Source organism: Amorphus coralli DSM 19760, from assembly GCF_000374525.1.
Taxonomy (GTDB): domain Bacteria; phylum Pseudomonadota; class Alphaproteobacteria; order Rhizobiales; family Amorphaceae; genus Amorphus; species Amorphus coralli.
Genome location: NZ_KB894570.1, coordinates 32044 through 49326, shown reverse-complemented (window position 1 = coordinate 49326; position 17283 = coordinate 32044). Strand labels below are relative to the sequence as shown.

General features: G+C 68.0%; 15 protein-coding genes and 1 riboswitch. Of the genes, 8 read left to right on the top strand and 7 right to left on the bottom strand.

Translation table 11 applies throughout. The features are described from left to right. Positions 1 to 37: 37 nt before the first annotated feature. From ruvC to C507_RS0100205, 4 genes are all read left to right on the top strand, one after another. A complete protein-coding gene (gene ruvC / locus C507_RS0100220; protein ID WP_018697628.1) occupies positions 38 to 556 on the top strand; it encodes a crossover junction endodeoxyribonuclease RuvC in 519 nt (172 codons plus the stop codon). Further along, a complete protein-coding gene (gene ruvA / locus C507_RS0100215; RefSeq protein ID WP_018697627.1) occupies positions 556 to 1176 on the top strand; it encodes a Holliday junction branch migration protein RuvA in 621 nt (206 codons plus the stop codon). The genes ruvC and ruvA overlap by 1 nt, the downstream gene beginning before the upstream one ends. A 31-nt stretch (positions 1177 to 1207) precedes the next feature. Then, the gene (gene ruvB / locus C507_RS0100210) at positions 1208 to 2245 is read left to right on the top strand and encodes a Holliday junction branch migration DNA helicase RuvB (RefSeq protein WP_018697626.1); all 1038 of its coding nucleotides are present in this window, start codon (positions 1208 to 1210) and stop codon (positions 2243 to 2245) included. A gap of 237 nt (positions 2246 to 2482) precedes the next feature. Beyond that, the gene (locus C507_RS0100205; protein ID WP_018697625.1) at positions 2483 to 4114 is read left to right on the top strand and encodes a BCCT family transporter; all 1632 of its coding nucleotides are present in this window, start codon (positions 2483 to 2485) and stop codon (positions 4112 to 4114) included. Between the two features lie 100 nt (positions 4115 to 4214). On the opposite strand, the gene gcvPB is transcribed toward C507_RS0100205, so the two are convergent. From gcvPB to C507_RS19890, 5 genes are all read right to left on the bottom strand, one after another. Then, positions 4215 to 5798 carry an aminomethyl-transferring glycine dehydrogenase subunit GcvPB gene (gene gcvPB, locus C507_RS0100200; RefSeq protein ID WP_018697624.1) on the bottom strand — a complete coding sequence of 528 codons (1584 nt, stop codon included), beginning with the start codon at positions 5796 to 5798 and terminating at the stop codon, positions 4215 to 4217. Between the two features lie 3 nt (positions 5799 to 5801). Next, entirely contained in the window at positions 5802 to 7142 is a 1341-nt protein-coding gene (gene gcvPA, locus C507_RS0100195) for an aminomethyl-transferring glycine dehydrogenase subunit GcvPA (RefSeq protein ID WP_018697623.1), read from the bottom strand. 37 nt (positions 7143 to 7179) lie between these two features. Next, complete coding sequence (gene gcvH, locus C507_RS0100190) at positions 7180 to 7551, bottom strand: glycine cleavage system protein GcvH (protein WP_018697622.1); 372 nt, start codon at positions 7549 to 7551, stop codon at positions 7180 to 7182. Between the two features lie 53 nt (positions 7552 to 7604). Next, positions 7605 to 8747 (bottom strand): glycine cleavage system aminomethyltransferase GcvT, encoded by a 1143-nt coding sequence (gene gcvT / locus C507_RS0100185; RefSeq protein WP_018697621.1) that lies wholly within the window; start codon positions 8745 to 8747, stop codon positions 7605 to 7607. 161 nt (positions 8748 to 8908) lie between these two features. Next, positions 8909 to 8997: riboswitch (glycine riboswitch) on the bottom strand. A 125-nt stretch (positions 8998 to 9122) separates the two neighbouring features. Further along, entirely contained in the window at positions 9123 to 9713 is a 591-nt protein-coding gene (locus tag C507_RS19890) for a hypothetical protein (protein WP_156829106.1), read from the bottom strand. A 371-nt stretch (positions 9714 to 10084) separates the two neighbouring features. On the opposite strand from C507_RS19890, the gene ispH reads away from it, so the two are divergent. The 4 genes from ispH to C507_RS0100160 are packed head-to-tail and all read left to right on the top strand — an operon-like array spanning position 10085 to position 13507. After that, a complete protein-coding gene (gene ispH / locus C507_RS0100175) occupies positions 10085 to 11047 on the top strand; it encodes a 4-hydroxy-3-methylbut-2-enyl diphosphate reductase (RefSeq protein WP_018697619.1) in 963 nt (320 codons plus the stop codon). Positions 11048 to 11057: 10 nt separating this feature from the next. Then, positions 11058 to 12023, top strand: a complete 966-nt coding sequence (locus C507_RS0100170; RefSeq protein WP_018697618.1) for a homoserine kinase — start codon at positions 11058 to 11060, stop codon at positions 12021 to 12023. Continuing rightward, positions 12020 to 12499 carry a ribonuclease HI gene (gene rnhA, locus C507_RS0100165; protein WP_018697617.1) on the top strand — a complete coding sequence of 160 codons (480 nt, stop codon included), beginning with the start codon at positions 12020 to 12022 and terminating at the stop codon, positions 12497 to 12499. Before C507_RS0100170 ends, rnhA begins: the two co-directional genes overlap by 4 nt. A 42-nt stretch (positions 12500 to 12541) precedes the next feature. Beyond that, entirely contained in the window at positions 12542 to 13507 is a 966-nt protein-coding gene (locus C507_RS0100160) for a diacylglycerol/lipid kinase family protein (protein ID WP_018697616.1), read from the top strand. 109 nt (positions 13508 to 13616) lie between these two features. Here C507_RS0100160 and C507_RS0100155 read toward each other — a convergent pair whose 3' ends face one another. Together C507_RS0100155 and C507_RS19885 are read right to left on the bottom strand one after the other, a co-directional pair. Further along, on the bottom strand, positions 13617 to 16433 hold the full coding sequence (locus C507_RS0100155) for an EAL domain-containing protein (RefSeq protein ID WP_051089678.1): 2817 nt from the start codon (positions 16431 to 16433) through the stop codon (positions 13617 to 13619). Between the two features lie 223 nt (positions 16434 to 16656). Further along, complete coding sequence (locus C507_RS19885; protein WP_018697614.1) at positions 16657 to 17283, bottom strand: GNAT family N-acetyltransferase; 627 nt, start codon at positions 17281 to 17283, stop codon at positions 16657 to 16659.

The following is a 17283-nucleotide window of genomic DNA, read 5'->3' as shown; positions in this document are numbered from 1 at the left end:
TGTAGGCACGGACCCTCATCCGTTCTACCCATGTTCCATGCAGCCGCACCCGATTCGCATCCTCGGTATCGACCCAGGCCTCCGCCGCACCGGCTGGGGCGCAATCGCCGTTTCCGGCAACGCCGTCAGTTTCCTGGGCGCCGGCACGGTCAGTTCCAACGCCTCCGACAGCCTCGCCGAGCGCCTGGCGAGCCTCTACGCCGGGCTGGAAACCGTTCTCGGCGAGATCGGCCCGGCCGAAGTTGCCGTGGAGAAGACCTTCGTGAACCGCGACGCCGCCGCCACCCTGAAGCTGGGCCAGGCGCGCGGCATTGCCCTGCTCGCCCCCGCCCGCATCGGCCTGCCGGTCTCGGAATACGCGCCGAACCTGGTGAAGAAGACCGTCATCGGCGTCGGCCACGGCGACAAGAAGCAGATCCGCATGATGGTCAACGTGCTTCTGCCCAAGGCCACCTTCGACAGCGACGACGCCGCCGACGCATTGGCCATCGCGCTGTGTCACGCGCAGCACCGGCAGGCCCGCGTGCTGGCGGACCGGCTGGCGGAGAGCGCGTGATGATCGGCCGGCTCAAGGGCGTCGTGGAAGCCATCGGCGAGGATGCCGCCATCATCGACGTGCACGGCGTCGGCTACGAGGTGTATTGCCCGTCCCGCGTGCTGGCAAACCTGCCCGCCCCCGGCGAAGCGGTAACGCTGACCATCGACACGGTGGTGCGCGAGGACATGATCCGGCTGTACGGCTTTGCCAGCGAGACCGAGCGCCAGTGGTTCCGCATGCTGCAGACCGTGCAGGGAGTGGGCGCCAAGGTGGCGCTGGCGGTGCTGGGCGTCCTCTCCGGCGACGAGCTGACCGAGGCCATCGCCGTGGAGGATACCACCTCCATCGTGCGCGCGCCGGGCGTCGGCAAGCGCGTGGCGGAGCGGCTGATCTCGGAGCTGAAGGACAAGGTCGGCAGCGTCATGGCCAGCGGCGGCGACCAGACCTTCGTGGCCACGCCGCTGTCGCGCCGTCCGTCCGACCCGGCCGTTGCGGACGCGGTTTCGGCGTTGGTCAATCTCGGTTATGCCGAGGCGGAAGTGCGCAAGGTCGTCGCCAGGCTGAGCGAGGAAGCCGGCGGCGAGGCCAAGACCGCGGAGCTGATCCGCGGCGGCCTGAAGCTGCTCTCGGACCGCTGATGCGGACGACCACGGACGGAAACCGGACGCGATGAGCGAGCGACTGATCTCGGCGGAGGAACGCGGCGACGACTTCGACCGGTCGCTTCGCCCCGAAGCGCTTGACGACTTCGTCGGCCAGGCGGCGGCGCGCGCCAACCTGCAGGTTTTCGTCAAGGCCGCCGCGGCGCGCCAGGAAGCCCTCGACCACGTGCTGCTCGTCGGCCCGCCCGGCCTCGGCAAGACGACGCTCGCCCAGATCGTCGCCCGCGAACTCTCGGTGAATTTCCGCGCCACTTCCGGTCCGGTGATCGCCAAGGCCGGCGACCTTGCCGCGCTGCTCACCAATCTCGGCGAACGCGACGTGCTGTTCATCGACGAGATCCACCGGCTGTCGCCGGCGGTGGAGGAGATCCTCTACCCGGCGATGGAGGACTTCCAGCTCGACCTGATCATCGGCGAAGGCCCGGCCGCGCGATCGGTGCGTATCGATCTCGCCAAGTTCACCCTGGTGGGCGCCACCACCCGGCTCGGGCTCCTGACCACGCCGCTGCGCGACCGGTTCGGCATCCCGCTCAGGCTGGAATTCTATTCGGTGGAGGAGCTCACCTCCATCGTCAGCCGGGGCGCCGCCCTGATGGGCATGGGCATCACGCCGGACGGCGCCATCGAGATCGCCCGGCGCGCCCGCGGTACGCCGCGCATCGCCGGCCGGCTCCTGCGCCGGGTGCGCGACTTCGCCATCGTCGGTGAACAGGAGACCATCGACCGCGATCTCGCCGACCGCTCGCTGACCCGGCTCGACGTGGATTCCGCCGGTCTCGACGCCCTCGACCGGCGCTACATGCGGGTGATCGCGGAGAGCTTTTCCGGCGGCCCGGTCGGCATCGAGACCATCGCCGCCGCCCTGTCGGAGCCGCGCGACGCCATCGAGGACATCGTCGAACCCTACCTGATCCAGCAGGGCTTCGTGCACCGCACCCCGCGCGGCCGGATGATGACGCCCGCCGCCTACCGCCACCTCGGACTGGCACCGCCCACCAGCCTGCCGTCGGAGCAGATCGGCCTGTTCAACGGCGACGAAGGCTGAGAACGCCGCCCGCGCTCCTTCCGCCCCGGACGGCATGGCCCGACGACATGTCGCCCTGCCAAGGCACCGCAGCCCTATTCCAAGCGTCCAAGATTTTTTCTGAACCAAGCCGCCAAACGCTCGTTCCCTTTGTGGACGAACCATGGCGGCGGGGCACTTTTCAGCCACGATCAAGATCTTCCTGCCCGGTTGCCAAGCTTCAACTTGTCTGTCCTGAGTTCGAACCGGGAGACAATGATGGCATCCGCGCGCGATTATTTACGCGAGCACACCAACCCACCCGTCTTTATTGCATCGGCACTGCTCGTCCTGGCCTTCGTCGGGTGGGGCGTGATCGCACCAGGCAACCTCGGCGACGTCGCCAACGCCGTCAAAGGCTGGATCTCCACCTATTTCGGCTGGTGGTACATGCTGGCCGTTTCCGGCTTTCTGCTTTTCGCCATCGTCCTGATGGTGACGCCGTACGGCTCCATCAAGCTGGGCAAACCGGACGAAAAGCCGGAATGGAGCACGTTCGGCTGGTTCTCCATGCTGTTCACTGCCGGCATGGGCATCGGCCTGGTCTTCTACGGCGTTGCCGAACCGATCTCCCACTTTACCGCCCCGCCGACCAGCGACCCGGAAACGGCCGCTGCCGCGCGTGAGGCGATGAACATCACCTTCTTCCATTGGGGCCTGCACGCCTGGGCCGTCTACATCGTGATCGGCCTCTCGCTCGGCTACTTCTGCTTTCGGCACGACCTGCCGCTGCGCCCGGCGTCGGCCTTCTATCCCCTCATCGGCGACCGGATCTACGGCCCGATCGGCCACATGGTCGACATCCTCGCCGTGTTCAGCACGCTGTTCGGCCTGGCAACCTCGCTGGGCCTCGGCGCCACCCAGATCAGCGCCGGCCTAAACGCCATCTTCGGTGTGCCGGACACACCGACGGTGCAGGTTCTGATTATTGCCGCCGTCACCGGCGTGGCAGTGCTATCGGTGATGGCGGGGCTGGACAAGGGCGTGCGCCGGCTATCGGTCGTCAACCTCTGGCTTGCGGTGATCCTGGCGACGGTGGTGTTCCTGGCCGGACCGACGCTGTTCATCCTGCAGTTCATGGTGGGCTCCACAGGCCACTATCTGCAGCATCTGCCGGAGACCAGCCTGCGCATGTTCGTCTTCAACAGCGAGGGGGCCGACTGGCTTTCCTCATGGACGCTGTTCTACTGGGGCTGGTGGATCGCCTGGTCGCCGTTCGTTGGCATGTTCATCGCCCGCATCTCGCGCGGCCGCACCATCCGCCAGTTCATCGCCGGCTGCCTTCTCGCCCCCACGGGCGCCTCCATCGTCTGGTTCACCATCTTCGGCGGCTCGGCGCTGCGCTACATCATGGACGGAAATGGCGGCGAGGCGCTGATCGACGCCGACACCAACACCGCGCTGTTCGTGCTGCTGGAACAGCTGCCGCTGGCGGCGCCGTTCGTGACGGTCCTGGCCGCGCTCGGCATCGTCGTGGTGGCCATCTTCTTCGCCACCTCGTCGGATTCCGGCTCGCTGGTGGTGGACATGCTGACCAATGGCGGCGACCCGAACCCGATCTGGCAGCAGCGGCTGTTCTGGGCCGTGCTGGAAGGCGTCGTGGCGGCCGTGCTGCTGGTTGCAGGCTCGATGACCGAAGGCAATGCGCTGACGGCCCTGCAGACCGCGTCGATCACCTCCGGCCTGCCCTTCTCCATCGTCATCGCGCTGATGTGCTGGGGCCTGGTGCGGCAGCTGCGCTTCGAGCGGGCCGGCATCCACAAGGTACCCCAGGAAGAGCGGACGGCCGACAACGCCGCGCCCCAGGGCGGATCGTTCCGGCCCGCCCCGGCCACAGGCCGGCCGAACTAGGCCAGCTTGTCCGCCTGAAGGACCGCCGCAAAAAGGAGAAGGCCCGCGCTCCGATCGGAGCGCGGGCCTTTGTCGTTCGGATGGGATCGGGCGGTTCGCCCTACTCCGCCGCTTCCGCCGGCTCGATGGAACGCGGCTCGGGCGGCGTCCACCTGAGGCTCGGGCTGCGGGCCGCGCGGGTTTCGTCGAGACGGCGGCGCGGGGCGTGCTGCGGCGCCTGCTTAAACCGCTCGACCTGGCCGTTCGACGCCGCCATGGCGAGATCGCGCAGGGTGGCGATGAACAGATCCAGGCTCGCCCTGCTCTCCGACTCCGTCGGCTCCACCAGCATCGCGCCGTGCACGACCAGCGGGAAGTACATGGTCATGGGGTGGAAGCCCTCGTCGATCATCGCCTTGGCGAAGTCGAGGGTGGAAACACCGGTGCCATCCAGGAAGTCGTCCTTGAACAGGACTTCGTGCATGGAGGGTCGCTCCGGATAGGCGACCGTCATCACGTCGGCGAGCCGCGCCTTGACGTAGTTCGCCGACAGAACCGCATCCTCCGCCGCCTGGCGCAGACCATCCTCGCCGTGCGACATCATGTAGGAGAGGGCCCGCACATACATGCCCATCTGGCCGTGGAAAGCCGTCATGCGGCCGAAGGGATGCGCCTCGGCCTCCGTGTCGGACGGATGCTCGACCAGCACCGCGCCGCCCGCCTCCATGCGCAGGTACGGCAACGGCGCGTAGGCCGCGAGCTTGTCGGAAAGCACAACCGGGCCAGCGCCCGGCCCGCCACCGCCGTGCGGCGTGGAGAAGGTCTTGTGCAGGTTGATGTGCATGGCGTCGATGCCGAGATCGCCCGGCCGCACCTTGCCCATGATGGCGTTGAAGTTGGCACCATCCCCGTAGAAGTAGGCGCCGACGGCGTGCACCGCCTCCGCCATCTCCACGATGTCGCGCTCGAAGAGCCCGCACGTGTTGGGGTTGGTCAGCATGATCGCCGCGACGTCCTCGTCGAGGCGCTCCCGGACCGCTTCCACGTCGACCGTGCCGTCGGCGCGGGCCGGAATGGAGACCACGGAATAGCCGAGAAGCGCGGCGGTCGCCGGGTTGGTGCCATGCGCCGATTCCGGCACCAGCACCTTGGATCGGGTCTCACCCCGGGCTTTCAGCGCCGCCTTGATGGCCATCATGCCGCAGAGTTCGCCGTGAGCGCCCGCCTTGGGCGACAGGGCGACGGCCGCCATGCCGGTCATCTCCATCAGCCAGTGCGACAGCTCCGCCATCAGCTCGATGGCGCCGGGAACGGTCGCCAGCGGCTGCAGCGGATGGATGTCTGCGAAGCCCGGCACCCGGGCCATCTTCTCGTTGAGCCGCGGGTTGTGCTTCATGGTGCACGAGCCAAGCGGGTAGAGGCCGAGATCGATGGCGTAGTTCTGCCGCGACAGGCGCACGTAGTGGCGCATGGTTTCGGGCTCGGTCAGGCCCGGCAGGTTCACCGCCGTCTTGCGGGCATGGCCGCCGAGGCGCGACGTCACCGGTGCGGGATCGGGCAGGTCGACGCCGGTGGCCTCGTTCGTGCCGACCTCGAAGATCAGCGGCTCCTCGATGTCGAGGGCGGCGTTGCCGGTGAAGGTGCCGACCGTCTCGGCGGCGTTCGCCGCCTCGGGCCGTGTGGGACGTCCGTTCTGGTTCATCATGGGTCAGAGAACCTCCGAAAGCGCGGTGGCGAGCGTCTCGATGTCGTCGTCGGAGACGCATTCGGTGACGGCGAGCACGATCAGGTCGTCGTGGCCGGATTTCGGCAGCAGCCGAGACACCGGAACCCCGGCGAGGATGCCGCGGCCGGCCAGGTCGTCGACGACGCCTTCGGCGTTGCGGTCCACCCGGATTGTGACCTCGTTGAAGAAGGTGTCGTTGAGAACCTCGACGCCGCGCACGGTGTCGAGGCGCTCCACCAGCATTACCGCCTGGGCGTGGTTGAGGGCTGCCAGCTTGGTCAGCCCCGCCCCGCCGAGCAGCGTCGCGTGGATGGAGAAGGCCAGCGCGCACAGCCCGGAGTTGGTGCAGATGTTGGACGTCGCCTTGTCACGGCGAATGTGCTGCTCGCGGGTGGACAGCGTCAGCACGAAGCCGCGCTGCCCGTCGGCATCGACGGTCTCGCCGCAGAGCCGGCCCGGCATCTGGCGCAGGAACTTCTGGCGGGTGGCGAAGAGACCGACATAGGGTCCGCCGAAGGTGAGCGGGTTGCCGATAGACTGCCCTTCGCCGACGACGATGTCCGCACCCTGCGCGCCCGGCGGTTCGATGGCCGCCAGCGCCACCACCTCGGTGAAGACGGCGACCAGCAGCGCGCCCTTGGCATGGGCCGCCTCGGCGATGGGCTTCAGATCGATCAGGTGACCGTAGAAGGACGGCGTCTGGACGACGACGCAGGCCGTCTCCTCGTCGATCGCGGCGATCACGTCCTCGGTGCCCAACGGATCGGCCTCAAGGCAGACGAGCTTGTCGTCGGCCATGTCGACCACCGTGCGCACCACGTCGCGGTAGTGTGGGTGCAGGCCGCCCGCGAGCACGGCCTTGCGCCGCTTGGTGACCCGGTTGGCCATCAGTACGGCCTCGGCCGTGGCGGTGGAGCCGTCGTACATGGAGGCGTTGGCGACCTCCATGCCGGTGAGTTCCGCCACCTGGGTCTGGAACTCGAACAGCACCTGCAGCGTGCCCTGGCTCACCTCGGGCTGGTAGGGCGTGTAGGAGGTGAGGAACTCGGAGCGCTGGATCAAATGGTCCACCGTCGCCGGCACGTGGTGCTTGTAGGCGCCGGCTCCGACGAAGAAGGGAACGCTGTCGGCGGAGACGTTCTTCATCGCCATCCGCTTCAGCGCCTGCTCGACGCCGAGCTCGGAGCGGTGGGGCGGCAGATCCAGCGCGCCGTCGACGCGCTTGTCGGCCGGGATGTCGACGAACAGGTCGTCGATCGCGTCGACGCCGATCGCCGCCAGCATGTCGGCGCGATCGGTGTCGGTCAGGGGGAGATAGCGCATGGCATCGCCTCCGTTCGGGGTGTCGGGGCGGGTCGGATCAGAGCGCGTCGACGAAGGCCTTGTAGGCGGCCTCGTCCATGAGGCTCGCGACCTCCGCCTCGTCGGAGAAGCGGATCTTCATAAACCAGCCCGAGCCCTCCGGATCGGAGTTCACGGTGTCGGGCGCATCCGGCAGTGCGGTGTTCACCTCGACCACCTCGCCGCTCACCGGAGCGTAGACCTCCGATGCCGCCTTCACCGATTCCACCACGGCCGCCTCCTTGCCCTTGGCGACCTGGGCGCCGGTCTCCGGAAGCTCGACGAACACCACGTCGCCGAGCTGCGACTGGGCGAAGGTGGTGATGCCGACGGTGGCCACGTCGCCCTGGATGTCGAGCCATTCGTGGTCTTCGGTGAAACGCTTGGTCATGGGGATGCCTCTTGTCTGGAAGGGGTGGGGGAGCGGTGGGAGGCCGCGTCCGGTTATCGCTTGAAACGGTTGGGAACGAAGGGGAGCTTCACGATCTCCGCCGGCAGGCGCTTGCCGCGCACCTCCAGAAGGATCGCGGTACCGGGCTCGTGGTGGCCGGTGCCGACATAGCCCATGGCCACCGGAGCGCCGACCGACGGGCCGAAGCCACCGGAGGTGACGATGCCGATCTCCTCGCCGCCCTCTGAGAAGATCAGAGTCCCCTCGCGGGCCGGCGCCCTGCCCTCCGGCCGGATACCGACGCGGCGACGTGCCGGTCCGTCGGCGAGTTCGCGCTGGATGCGTCCCGCGCCCGGGAAGCCGCCCTCGGCGCGCCGGCGCTTGCCGATCGCCCAGGTCAGGCCGGCCTCGACCGGGCTCGTGGTCTCGTCGAGATCGTGACCGTAGAGACAGAGACCGGCTTCCAGCCGCAACGAATCGCGGGCGCCCAGCCCGATCGGCTTCACCCGCTCGTCGGCCATCAGCGCATCCCAGACACGGGTTGCCTCGGAAGCGGGAACGGAAAGCTCGAAGCCGTCCTCGCCGGTGTATCCGGAGCGCGAGACGAAACACTCGGTGCCGTCAAAGCTGGTCTTGACGGCTTCCATGAAGGCGAGATCGGCGGCGACCGGAACATGGGCCGCCAGAACCGCTGCGGCGTCGGGGCCCTGCAGAGCCAAGAGCGCGCGATCGGACAGCTCCGTGACGGACGCGCCGTCGGGAAGCCTGGCCTTGAGATGGGCGAGATCGGCATCCTTGCAGGCGGCGTTCCAGACGATCATCAGCGACCCTTCCTCGGCCGGATCGGCCGGGCGCGTGATCATCAGGTCGTCGAGGATCCCGCCCTCGTCGTTGACCAAAAAATTGTAACGCATGCGCCCGGGCGCGAGACCTCGCACCTCGGCCGGCACGATGGCCTCGAGAATGTCGGCGATGGCGTCGTGGCTCTTCGACGGGCCGGTCAGAACGACTTGCCCCATGTGGGAGACGTCGAACAGGCCGGCGTGCTCGCGCGTCCAAAGGTGCTCAGCCATGATGCCCTCGTACTGGACGGGCATCTCGTAACCGGCGAACGGCACCAGGCGCGCGCCGAGGGCGGCGTGGCGGTCGGCGAGCGGGGTTTTCAGGAGGGCAGTCGCGGGGGCGTCGGACATCATCTCTCACGTCGGCACAGGGACACACACGCAGACGACCCGACATGAGCCGACCGTGTGCCCCCTCTGTCACGTGACCTGAGAGATTTCCCGGCAGGACGCGCCGGTTACCCCTTCGGTGAGCCGATCGGAACGCCCGAACGGCTGCTTTCCAGAGTGTCGCAGAGGACGTTGCGGTCCTTTTGCCTGAGAGTTTCCGGGGCGGTTGCTCCTTCGGCGCCGGCAGTGTGCCGGCCTCTCCCGCAACGTCTTAACGTGTCGGTGGATCGAGTGCCGATCCGCCGTCGCCGGACCGCGACAACCCTGCCCGGCGAACGGTTGCGATTATGGTGGTGACCGACCCGATGTCAAATCGTGGATGCAGTCAGGCGCGACTTATCACCGGCCCTTGTCGTCGAAACCCACGAGGATCTTGGCCCTGTCGGGATCGGTCACCGCAATATCGGGCTGCACGAACGCCCACTTCTGCGACGGGTTGGAATCGGTGAGGTTCACCGACACCGTGTGCAGCTTCGAATAGGTGACGGTGTCGCCTTCCTGCACGACGATGCGCAGCGGCAGCTTGATGGTTCCGGCGCTGCCGCGCGGACCCGACAGCGCGCGCCCGGCAACCCCGACCTTGACGATCTTGCCGTCGGAGCCCTGGACACACTCGCGGGCCGTGTCGGCGATGGTTGCCTGGTAGCGGACCACGCCGGGCTCGTATTCGGTCCCGCCGAAGGTCACGCGCAGGGTGTGGGTCTCCGGCAGGATCTGAACCCGCGGACAGGTCACCGTCTTTTCGAACTGGGTCATGTCGATGGTGGTGGGCTCGGCCGACGTGCCGCGCAGGAACTTGCCCATGCTGCTGTTTGCATCCGGCGTGACCGCGCTCGTCACCGACGAGATGGAGGAACACGCACCCAGGCTCAACGCCAGGAGGGGCGCGGACAAGGCGGCGATGCGGGCCACCCGGCGAACTGGACGCATGCTGACGTCTCCCATACCGACACTCTCCGAAGCCTTTGGCGCGCGCGATACCCGTATGAAGGCGCGGCGGCACCGGCTCAACAACCCTCGTCCGCCGGGCCCGCACGGGCGAACCCGGCACGCTCATTTACACGGACGACGGACGCCTATAGCACCGCCCCCGCCACAACGCGAAGGGGCAGCAAGCTCCGCGCCCGCTTTTCGCCATGCAAATGCGGCGAAAACCGTTCCGCTCGCTCGGGGCAGGATGCGGGATCTCAGCCCTCCTCACTTGCGTTCGGACCCCAGTCAATTACGTGTTAGAGCAATGCGCAGCGCCCGTCCCTGAGGATGGACGCGATCCTGACGACCAAGCACCGGGAATCGGTTCCGTGAGCGACCTGCCGCGATTGACCATCAAGCTCTGCGCCCCGCGCGGTTTCTGCGCCGGTGTCGACCGGGCCATCCAGATCGTCGAGCTGGCGCTGGAGCGCTACGGTCCGCCCGTCTACGTCCGGCACGAGATCGTGCACAACCGGTTCGTGGTCGATTCGCTCAAGGCCAAGGGCGCGGTCTTCGTCGAGGAGCTTTCGGAGATCCCCGAGACCGACGCACCCGTCGTCTTCTCCGCCCACGGCGTGCCGAAGGCGGTGCCGTCGGAAGCGGCGTCGCGCAACATGTTCTATCTCGACGCCACCTGCCCGCTCGTCTCCAAGGTTCACAAGGAGGCGCAGCTGCATCACAAGCGTGGCCGCGAGGTGGTGCTGATCGGCCATGCCGGCCACCCGGAGGTGGTCGGCACCATGGGTCAACTGCCGGAGGGCACGATCTCGCTGATCGAGACCGTCGACGACGTCGCCCGGTTCGAGCCGCGCGATGCGGGAAACCTTGCCTGGGTGAGCCAGACCACGCTGTCCGTCGACGACACCCACGCCATCGTGGAGGCTCTGACCGCCCGCTTCCCCGAGATCGTCAGCCCGCACAAGGACGACATCTGCTACGCCACCACCAACCGTCAGGAAGCGGTCAAGGCGGTGGCGCCGGACGTCGATGCGATGATCGTCGTTGGAGCGCCAAATTCCTCGAATTCGCAGCGCCTGCGCGAGGTTGCCGAGCGCGTCGGCTGCCCCGTCTCCGTCCTGATCCAGCGCGCCAGCGACCTCGACTGGAGCGACTTCGACGGTGTCCGTTCGCTGGGCATCACCGCCGGCGCCTCCGCCCCGGAAACGCTGGTGGAAGAGATCATCGCCGTGTTCGCGGAGCGCTATGCCGTGACCGTGGAGACCGTGCGCACGGCGGAGGAGACAATCGCCTTCAACGTGCCCCGCGAACTCAGAACCGAAGCGGCCGAGTAAGCGGCGGACGATGGCGGTCTATACCGAGGTTTCCGACGACGAACTCACGCGGTTCGCCGAGCAGTTCGAGCTCGGCGCGGTGCTCTCCTCCAAGGGCATCGCGGAGGGCGTGGAGAACACAAACTACCTGATCCGGACCGAGAAGGGCCCGTTCATCCTCACGCTCTACGAGAAGCGGGTGGAACGCGACGACCTGCCCTTCTTCCTCGGCCTGATGGATCATCTCTCGCATCGCGGCGTGCCCTGCCCGACCCCGGTCCACAACCGCGACGGCGAGGCGCTTGCGGAGATCGCCGGCCGGCCTGCGGCCGTCATCACCTTCCTGGAGGGCATGTGGCGACGCCGACCCGAGGCCGTCCACTGCCAGGCGCTTGGACGGGCGCTGGCCGGCATGCACGCCGCCGCCGCCGATTTCACCATGACCCGGCCGAACGCCCTCGGCGTCGACGCCTGGCGCCCGCTGTTCGCCCAATCGGAAGATCGGGCCGATGAAATCCGCCCCGGCCTTGCGGCGGAGATCGGCCGGGCGCTGGACCGCATCGAGGCCCGCTGGCCCTCGGCGCTGCCGACCGGAACGATCCACGCCGACCTCTTTCCCGACAACGTGTTCTTCCTGGGCCGCGAGCTGTCCGGCCTGATCGACTTCTACTTCGCCTGCACCGACGCACTGGCCTACGACGTCGCCATCTGCCTCAACGCCTGGTGCTTCGAGCCGGACCTGTCATTCAACGTCACCAAGGCCCGTGCCCTGCTCTCCGGCTACACCGAGGTCCGGCCCTTCTCCGACGCGGAATATGATGCCCTGCCGCTGCTGGCCGAGGGCGCCGCGATCCGCTTCCTGCTGACCCGGCTGCACGACTGGCTGCGCGTGCCGCCCGGCGCCCTCGTGACCCCGAAGGATCCCGTGGAATATCTCCGTCGACTGCGCTTTCACCAGGGCGTTGCCTCCACCCACGATTACGGCCTCGACCGATGAGCGCAGCCTCCCAGCCGGCCTCGGACGGCAGCCGTGTCGTCATCCACACCGATGGCGCATGCTCCGGCAATCCCGGCCCCGGCGGCTGGGGCGCGATCCTGGAGTGGAAGGGCTCAGTGAAGGAGCTGTCCGGTGGCGAGCCGGAGACCACCAACAACCGCATGGAGCTCACCGCCGCCATCGAGGCTCTGAAAGCGCTGAAACGGAAGAGCTCGGTGGACCTGTTCACCGACAGCCAGTACGTGCGCGGCGGCATCACCGGCTGGATCAAGAACTGGCGCCGCAACGGCTGGCGCACCGCCGACAAGAAGCCCGTGAAGAATGCCGACCTGTGGAAGGCACTGGACGAACTCACCGCGCAACACGACGTTCACTGGCATTGGGTGCGCGGCCATGCGGGCGATCCCCGCAACGAGCGCGCCGACGAACTGGCCCGTTCGGGCGTCGATGCCGTGCGCGCGGCACAGGCGGACTAGACCGGCGGGCTTCCCGATCCGACGTCCGCCGCGAGGCCGTTTGTGACCCAGTTCCGTACCCATGCCGCCGAAACCGAACTCGTCCCTCCGTCCGCCTCGGACGAGGCCACGGCCACCCACCCGCCAGGGGCGGTGACGAACCGCCGGATCCTGATCCTCGCCAACCCCACGGCCGGTGCCTTCCGCCGGGTGAAGCTCGACGCCGTGACCCGGCACCTGGCGAGCGCCGGGCATCACGTGACGGTGCAACTCACCCGCCGCGCCGGCGATATCCGCGAAACCTGCCAGACGCTGCCGGACCGGTTCGATCTGGTGGTGATCGCCGGCGGCGACGGCTCGGTGAACGAGGCGCTGGCCGGCTTCCAGCGGGTGACAGCACCGCCGGACCTGGCCGTGATCCCGTTCGGCACCGCCAACGTGCTGGCGCTCGAGCTGAAGCTGCCCCGCCGTGCAAAGGCGCTCGCCGCCATGATCTCCGCCGGGCGCACCATGCCGCTGCATTTCGGCGAGGCGAACGGCCATCCGTTCGTGCTGGTGGTCTCCGCCGGCTACGATGCTGCCGTGGTGCACGGCCTGCCCCTTGGGCTCAAGCGCCGGTTCGGCAAGCTCGCCTACGCGCTGGTCGCCATGAAGAACGTCATCGGCGGCCGCACCGCCGACGTGCTGGCCGAAGTGGACGGCGAGGCCATCCGCTGCCGGCTCGCGGCCGTGACCAACGTCTCGCGCTATGGCGGGCCGTTCGTGATCTGCCCGGATGCGTCCGCAGCGGAACCGGGCCTCTACTTCCTGGGGTTTCGCCGGGACGATCCGGTCGCCATCGTCCGCATCGGGCTGGCGCTTCTCACCGGCCGCATCGCCCGGCAACCGGACGTGATCATCCGACCGGCGAGCCATGTGCGGCTGTCGGCCATGGCCGCGGTCCCATGCCAGATCGACGGCGACCGGTTCGCCACGACGCCGGTGTCGATCCAGCCCGGCGCGCGGCCAATTCCGATCATCGTGCCGTAACCGGCGCGCCCGGCCTCAAAAGCGAGACGCGATCAACAGTCGCGCGCAAGATGCTGCAAAAACGGCGTTTTCGCACCGATTATCATATCGGCCGAGGCTCGACGGGACATTATTCCGCCGCCTGGGCGGCGTTGTCCTGAAGGATGCGGGTGGCGGCGGGCGCCGCCAACGGCCGGCCGAAGAGATCGCCTTCGGCCAGTTCCACACCGAGCTGCAGCAGGTCGAGCGCGTCGGTGTCGGTCTCGAGCCCGGAAGCCAGAACCCGCAGGCCGAGATCCTGCCCGGCGCTTACCAGCGAGCGCAGCAGAAGCGACCGCCGGCCACGCCCATCCACGCGGACGTAGCCCGGGTCGACGCGGATCGTGTCCACAGGCATCCGCTCCAGGTAACTGAGCCAGGTCGAGCTGGCACCGAACCGGTCGAAAGCCAGCGACGCGCCGACGTCGCGCAACCGGTGCATGAGCTGGACTGCGAACTCCGGGTTCTGGGCAATCACCTGCTCGCCGATGGCCAGCTTGAGCGCACCCGGCGCCAGCTGGTTGCGGACGATCACGGCCTTCACGTCGTTGACCAGTTCGGATCGGAACGGCCCGCCCACCGGGATCGGCACAAGCACGAAATCTGGCGCGGCATCGGCGTTGGTGCTCGTCCAGTCGTGCATCTGCTGCGCCGCGCGCTCCAGCACCGACAGGATGAGCGGCGTCGACAACCCTTCCCGCTCGGCGAGCGGCAGCAGCGACGACCAGGTGAATTGACCCTGGATCGGATGGCGCCAGGACGCATCCACGGCGAAGCCGGCGATATCCTTGTCGACGAGACGGACCACCGGACGGTAGCTGAGCGCCAGGTCGTCGCGCTGAACCGCCTGGCGCAGGTCGACGCCGATGGACTTGCCGGTGGCCGACAGCTTGCGCATGAGCGGGTCGTAGATCTCGCCGCGGTCGCCGCCCAGCCGCTTGGCCCGGCGCATGGCCAGCTCGGCGTCCGTGACCAGTTCCTCGCCGTTGGCGGTTTCGGCGCGCAGCGAGGCGATGCCGATGGAGGCGGACAGGAAGATCTCGCGATCGCCGAACTCGATGGCGGTGCGGATCAGGCGGCGGGCATGGTCGATGAAGCCGCGCAGCTCGGTGGAATCGGAATAAAGCAGGATGGCGAAGGTGTCGCCGCCGAGCCGCGCGATCGTGTCGTGCGGCTTCAGGATGCGGGCCAGCCGCCGACCGATGGTGAGCAGCGCGGAATCGCCCACCGACAGGCCGAACTGGTCGTTCACCTCGGAAAAACGGTCAATGTTGACCAACACCACGAACAGGCGCGAGCGGGTCTCCTCGTCGGCCCAGCCCATGGCCATGTCGAGCCGGTCGAGGAACAGCATCCGGTTCGGCAGGCCGGTGAGATTGTCGAAGACGGAATCGTGGAGAAGCCGCTCTTCGCGCGTCTTGGTGTCGGTGACGTCGAGCAGCGTGCCGACGCAGCGGATCACCTCGCCGTCGGAGCCGATCACCGGGCGGGCGCGCAGGTGGAACCAGCGGAAATGACCGTCGACGCCGCGCAGCCGGAAGCCGTCGGAGATGCGGCCGCGGCGCTGCTCGACCATGGTGTCGAGGGTGGCGCGGAAGCGGTCGCGGTCCTGTGGATGGAGCAGCGCGAACCAGTCCTGCGGCGGCCCTTGCAGCGCCCCCGCCTCTGCGCCGAGGCGCTGTTCCGCCTCCTTGCCGACCACGATGCGGTCGCGGGAGACGTCCCAGTCCCAGACGATGTCGCCAGAGCCGACCAGCGCCAGGGCGCTGCGTTCCACGTCGCCGATGAGCCCCTGGGCGATGGCCCCGCCGGCAAAGGCGTGCTGCATGACCGTGAAGCCGATCAGGAGCACGATCAGCACAAGCCCGCCATCGAGCGCCGGCTGGACGATGTCGTTGTCGACCCGGCCGGTGACCGCCATGCCCGCGCCGAACAGCCAGACGAGCAGCAGGCTCCAGGTGGGGATCAGCATGATTGCCCGGTCGTAGCCGCGCACCGCGAAAATGCCGACGATGGCAAGCCCCGCCACGCCGATGACGGCGAGAGCGATGCGCGCGATGCCGGCTGCAATGGGCGGATCCGCGATGGCTATGCCGAGCACGCCGAGGAAGAGCAGGAACACGCCGGCCATGACGTGGCTGTAGCGCACGTGCCAGCGGTTGAGATTGAGATAGGCGAACAGGAAGACGGCCAGCATCAGCGCCATCAGCACCTCGGTCGCCGACCGATAGATCCGGTCATCCGTCGGTGAGACCTGCAGCACCTCGCCCCAGAAGTCGAAGTCGACCATCACATAGGACAGCACCACCCAGGCGAGCGCCGCGGTGGCCGGGAACAGGATGGTGCCCTTGATGACGAAGACGATGGTCAGGAACAGCGCCAGCAGGCCGGAAATGCCCAGGATGATGCCCTGGTACAGCGTGTAGGCGTTGACGGAATCCTTGTAGGCGTTCGGTTCCCACAGCCGCAGCTGCGGCAGGCGCGGCGACGACAGCTCGGCCATGTAGGTGACGACGGCGCCCGGATCGAGAGTGATGCGGAAGACGTCGGCGTCCTGGCTTGCTTCGCGCTCGGGCGGGAAACCCTGGCTGGGCGTGATGGCGGCGATGCGCTCGGAGCCGAGATCCGGCCAGACGATCCCGGATCCCACCAGCCGGAAATGCGGCGCCACCAGAATCCGGTCAATCTGCTCGTCGCTCGGATTGGAGAGCGCGAACACCGCCCAGTTGCGGTGGTCCCGGGAGATGGCGCGCACCTCGATGCGCCGCACGATGCCGTCGGGACCGGGCGCGGTGGAGACCTGCAGTCGGTCCTCCACGTCGAGATACATGTCCAGGTCGGGAAGCAGATTGATCACCGAGGCGTCAGGCGAGACGGGCACGGCCTCCAATGCCTGCGCCGGCGCCATCGCGAACGCGATCACGAAAAAGGCCAGCAGGCGCGCGACGATGAGGTTCAACCGAAACACACACACATCTCCGGTTCTCCGGCCCCCGCAGGGCCCGGTCGGTCGGCATTTGTCGGGGACCCGAGGTCCACGCGGTTGCACCGGGCCAACGGGCCCGACGGTCCCCTCCCGCCTGCATTCGGGCACAGGACCAGCCACCCGGCGATCCGGGAGACCGGCACGCTCATGCCTCGGCGACGAGTTTGGACCGGCTGGTGGCGTCCCCTCCCCCGAGATCGCCCGCTACCAGCGCGAACAGCAGGTGATCCTGCCATGCCCCATTAATACACAAGTAACTGCGCGCATACCCTTCCCGCTGAAACCCGACTTTTTCGAGGAGACGGATCGAGGCGGAATTGGAGGGCAGACAGGCCGCCTCGAGCCGGTGCAGGCGCAGGCTGTCGAAGACGAAGCCGACGGCGAGCCGCACCCCGTCGGTCATCAGGCCCTTGCCCGCGAACCGCTCCCCCATCCAGTAGCCGAGCGAGCAGGACTGGGTGACGCCGCGGCGGATGTGGGCAAGCGTCAGCCCCCCGAGGAGCGCGTGGTTCGTCGCGTCGAACAGGAAGAAGGCGTAGCCACCGTCCTCGCGCATGTCGCGCTGGTAGCGCCGGAGGCGACGGCGGAAGGCCAGCCGGGTCAGGTCGTCGTTGGGCCAGGTCGGCTCCCAGGGCTTCAGGAACGACCGACTCTCCTCCCGCAGTTGCGCCCAGGCCGGATGGTCGGACTGGGTGGGCGGACGCAGATAGATGCGCTCGCCCTTCAGGACCGGTCCGAATCCGTCCGAGGTGCCGTGCGAGAAGAAACCCAT

Bases quoted from the DNA above. Each gene is read 5' to 3' on its own strand.
- gcvH (WP_018697622.1), bottom strand. From the start codon at position 7,551: ATGACCAAGCGTTTCACCGAAGACCACGAATGGCTCGACATCCAGGGC.
- ruvA (WP_018697627.1), top strand. From the start codon at position 556: ATGATCGGCCGGCTCAAGGGCGTCGTGGAAGCCATCGGCGAGGATGCC.
- C507_RS19885 (WP_018697614.1), bottom strand. From the start codon at position 17,283: ATGGGTTTCTTCTCGCACGGCACCTCGGACGGATTCGGACCGGTCCTG.
- ruvC (WP_018697628.1), top strand. From the start codon at position 38: ATGCAGCCGCACCCGATTCGCATCCTCGGTATCGACCCAGGCCTCCGC.
- C507_RS0100155 (WP_051089678.1), bottom strand. From the start codon at position 16,433: ATGGCGCCGGCGCAGGCATTGGAGGCCGTGCCCGTCTCGCCTGACGCC.
- C507_RS19890 (WP_156829106.1), bottom strand. From the start codon at position 9,713: ATGCGTCCAGTTCGCCGGGTGGCCCGCATCGCCGCCTTGTCCGCGCCC.
- gcvPA (WP_018697623.1), bottom strand. From the start codon at position 7,142: ATGCGCTATCTCCCCCTGACCGACACCGATCGCGCCGACATGCTGGCG.
- rnhA (WP_018697617.1), top strand. From the start codon at position 12,020: ATGAGCGCAGCCTCCCAGCCGGCCTCGGACGGCAGCCGTGTCGTCATC.
- C507_RS0100170 (WP_018697618.1), top strand. From the start codon at position 11,058: ATGGCGGTCTATACCGAGGTTTCCGACGACGAACTCACGCGGTTCGCC.
- gcvPB (WP_018697624.1), bottom strand. From the start codon at position 5,798: ATGATGAACCAGAACGGACGTCCCACACGGCCCGAGGCGGCGAACGCC.
- ruvB (WP_018697626.1), top strand. From the start codon at position 1,208: ATGAGCGAGCGACTGATCTCGGCGGAGGAACGCGGCGACGACTTCGAC.
- C507_RS0100205 (WP_018697625.1), top strand. From the start codon at position 2,483: ATGGCATCCGCGCGCGATTATTTACGCGAGCACACCAACCCACCCGTC.
- gcvT (WP_018697621.1), bottom strand. From the start codon at position 8,747: ATGATGTCCGACGCCCCCGCGACTGCCCTCCTGAAAACCCCGCTCGCC.